We start from the raw sequence: 2,792 nt of genomic DNA, 5'->3' as shown, positions 1-2,792 counted from the left end.
GAACGTGCTGACGGCGGCGCAGTTGCGCCATCCTGTCGGCGCCGCCGATACCGTGCTGCGCGGTCGGCGTTATCGCGAGCGGGTGGCCGCGACCCGGCAGAAGGCCGACGAACTCCTCGACCTCATGGGCCTGACAGATCAGGCCGGCAGGGTCGCCGCGGATCTTCCCTACGGCGATCAGCGGCGGCTGGAGATTGCGCGTGCGTTGGCGACCGGCCCGCAACTGCTGTTGCTCGATGAGCCCGCTGCCGGTCTTGATTCCAACGAGACCAAGGTGTTGGCAGCGCTGATCCGGACGATCCGTGACCGCTATGGCGTAACGGTGGTCGTTGTCGAGCACGACATGGACCTGATCATGGCGCTGTGCGAACGCATCCAGGTGCTGGCGACTGGCGAGGTGATCTGCGTCGGAACACCGGAGCAGGTACGCGAACACCCGAAAGTGCGGGAGGCGTATCTTGGCCACGCCTAGCCCCGTTCTGCTCAGCGTCGAGAACCTCGAGGTCAATTTCGGCGCGGTGCGTGCGCTGAAGGGCATTTCGCTCGACGTCCATGCCGGCGAGGTGGTGGCGTTGGTGGGCGCCAACGGCGCCGGCAAGAGCACGACCTTGCGCACCATTTCCGGCCTGTCGCGGCCGCGCGGCGGCAGGATCATCTTCGATGGCAAGCCGATTGGAGGTGTCGCTCCGTCGCGCATCGTAAGTCTGGGCATCGCGCAGAGCCCGGAGGGCAGGCGCCTGTTCGGCGGCCTGACGGTGGCTGACAATCTGCGGCTCGGCGCCTGCACCCGCACCGACAAGGATGCCATCCTCAGAGACAGCGAGCGCATGTTCATGCTGTTCCCGATTCTCAAGCAGCGGCTGAAGCAGCTGGCCGGGACGCTGTCGGGCGGCGAACAGCAGCAGCTTGCTTTGGCGCGCGCGCTGATGGCGGCGCCGCGCCTGCTGCTGCTCGACGAGCCTTCGCTCGGCGTTGCGCCGCTGCTGGTGCGCCACATCTTCAGCGCGCTTGCCGAACTGAAGCGCCAGGGCATGACGATGCTTCTGGTGGAACAGAACATCACGCTCGCGCTGGACCTCGCCGACCGCGCCTATGTGCTGCGCACGGGCCAGGTGGCGCTGTCTGGCCGGTCCGCGGAACTGCGCGACAGCGAACGCGTGGCGCAGGCATATCTCGGGGCGGCAACATGACCCAGCTGGACTATATCCTGCAGCAGATCGTCAATGCGGTGAGCCTCGGCAGCCTCTACGCACTGGTGGCGGTCGGCCTGTCGATCGTCTTCGGCGTCCTCAAGCTGACCAATTTCGCGCATGGCGACGTCATGATGGTAGGTGCCTTCGGGGTTGCCTTGCTGGTCGGCATCGGCGTTCCGTTCCCGGTCGCCGTGATCTGCGGCATCGCCGCGGCCGCCGCCGCCGGCTTCCTCATCGAACGCATCGCCTACCGCCCGATCCGCGACGCGCCCGACGTTGCGCGACTGCTGACCAGCCTCGCCGTCACCTACATCATCGAGAATGTCGGCATCCTGGTGTTCACCTCCTCGCCGCGCAATTTTCCACTCCCCGATATTCTCAACACCTCCTGGGAAATGTCGAACGGCGCCATCACCTTCACCAGCATCAATCTCCTGACCATCGCGCTGACCTTCGTGTCGCTGCTGCTCCTCGGCTGGTTTATCACGCGCACCACGACTGGGCTCGGCATGCGCGCCGCAGCCGAGGACATGTCGGCGGCACACCTTGTCGGTCTGAACGTCAACCGGCTGATCATCGTCGCCTTCATCGTCGCATCCGCCTATGCCGGCCTCGCCGGCATTTTGTGGGCGGCGCAGGCCGGCGTGGTGCAGCCGCAGATGGGCTTCACGCCGCTCCTGAAGGCTTTCGTGGCGGCAATCATCGGCGGCTTCGGGTCGATCGCGGGCGCCCTGGTCGGCGGCTACATATTGGGCGCGCTGGAGATATTCATCGTCGCATTCCTGCCGAGCAGCGTCTCGTCCTATCGCGACGCAATCGTCTTCGCCGTGCTGATCGCCTTTCTCCTGGTGCGCCCGGGTGGGCTGCTCCAGCCAAACCGGGAGATAAAGCTGTGAGCCGGGAAGCGCGGATCACACTCCTCGTCCTCGTCGCCGTGGTGGCGGGAGCAGCTGTCGCTTTCGGTGCGCCGCACGTGCTGAGCGACTATTTCGTCCGGATTATCCTGCTGATCGCGCTGAATGCAATCCTGGTGCTGGCGCTGTCGCTGAGCAACGGTTTTACCGGCGTGTTTTCGCTCGGTCATGTCGGCTTCATCGGCGCCGGCGCGTATATTTCGGGGATCCTGTCGATCCCGGTGCAGCAGAAGATGGCATTGCTGCCGCATCTGCCGGGGTTTCTGCATGCTTTCAGCCTCCCCTTCCTGCCGGCGACGCTGGTGGCAGGCGTTCTGACGGCACTGCTTGCGGTGGTCGTCGGTTATCCCTTGATGCGCCTGTCGGGCTATTTCGTTTCGGTGGCGACGATGGGATTCTTGATTATCGTCAACGTGGTGCTGATCAATGCGTCGGATTTCACCCGAGGCGCCCGCACGTTTACCGGCGTGCCGCTGGAGACGACGTTGCCCTGGGTGATGGGTTGGCTCGCCATCACGGTGTTCGTTCTGGCGCGCCTGGTTTATTCGCCTTTCGGGCGCGCCATGAAGGCGGTGCGCGACGACACAATCGCGGCCAGCGCTGTCGGAATCGGCGTGCTGCGGACCAGACTGATCGCCTTCGTCATCGGCGCGTTCTTCTCGGGCGTCGGCGGGTCGCTCTATTC

General features: G+C 65.0%; 4 protein-coding genes. All 4 read left to right on the top strand.

What is annotated here, in order from left to right; translation table 11 throughout:
• The coding region (locus EN925_RS30950; protein ID WP_164894500.1) for an ATP-binding cassette domain-containing protein at window positions 1-472 on the top strand (472 nt) is incomplete at its 5' end.
• Window positions 459-1,190, top strand: a complete 732-nt coding sequence (locus EN925_RS30945; protein ID WP_013528428.1) for an ABC transporter ATP-binding protein — start codon at window positions 459-461, stop codon at window positions 1,188-1,190. The genes EN925_RS30950 and EN925_RS30945, both read left to right, overlap by 14 nt.
• Entirely contained in the window at window positions 1,187-2,089 is a 903-nt protein-coding gene (locus EN925_RS30940) for a branched-chain amino acid ABC transporter permease (protein ID WP_024502052.1), read from the top strand. Before EN925_RS30945 ends, EN925_RS30940 begins: the two co-directional genes overlap by 4 nt.
• A partial coding sequence (locus EN925_RS30935) for a branched-chain amino acid ABC transporter permease (RefSeq protein ID WP_164894499.1) occupies window positions 2,086-2,792 on the top strand: 707 nt, incomplete at its 3' end. The genes EN925_RS30940 and EN925_RS30935, both read left to right, overlap by 4 nt.

The organism is Mesorhizobium sp. M7A.F.Ca.US.006.04.2.1 (assembly GCF_004022915.1).
GTDB classification, from domain to species: Bacteria; Pseudomonadota; Alphaproteobacteria; order Rhizobiales; family Rhizobiaceae; genus Mesorhizobium; species Mesorhizobium ciceri.
This window is presented reverse-complemented; position numbering and strand designations above follow the sequence as displayed.

Excerpts from the sequence above, each read along its gene's own strand:
- EN925_RS30940 (WP_024502052.1), top strand. The coding sequence starts at position 1,187 with ATGACCCAGCTGGACTATATCCTGCAGCAGATCGTCAATGCGGTGAGC.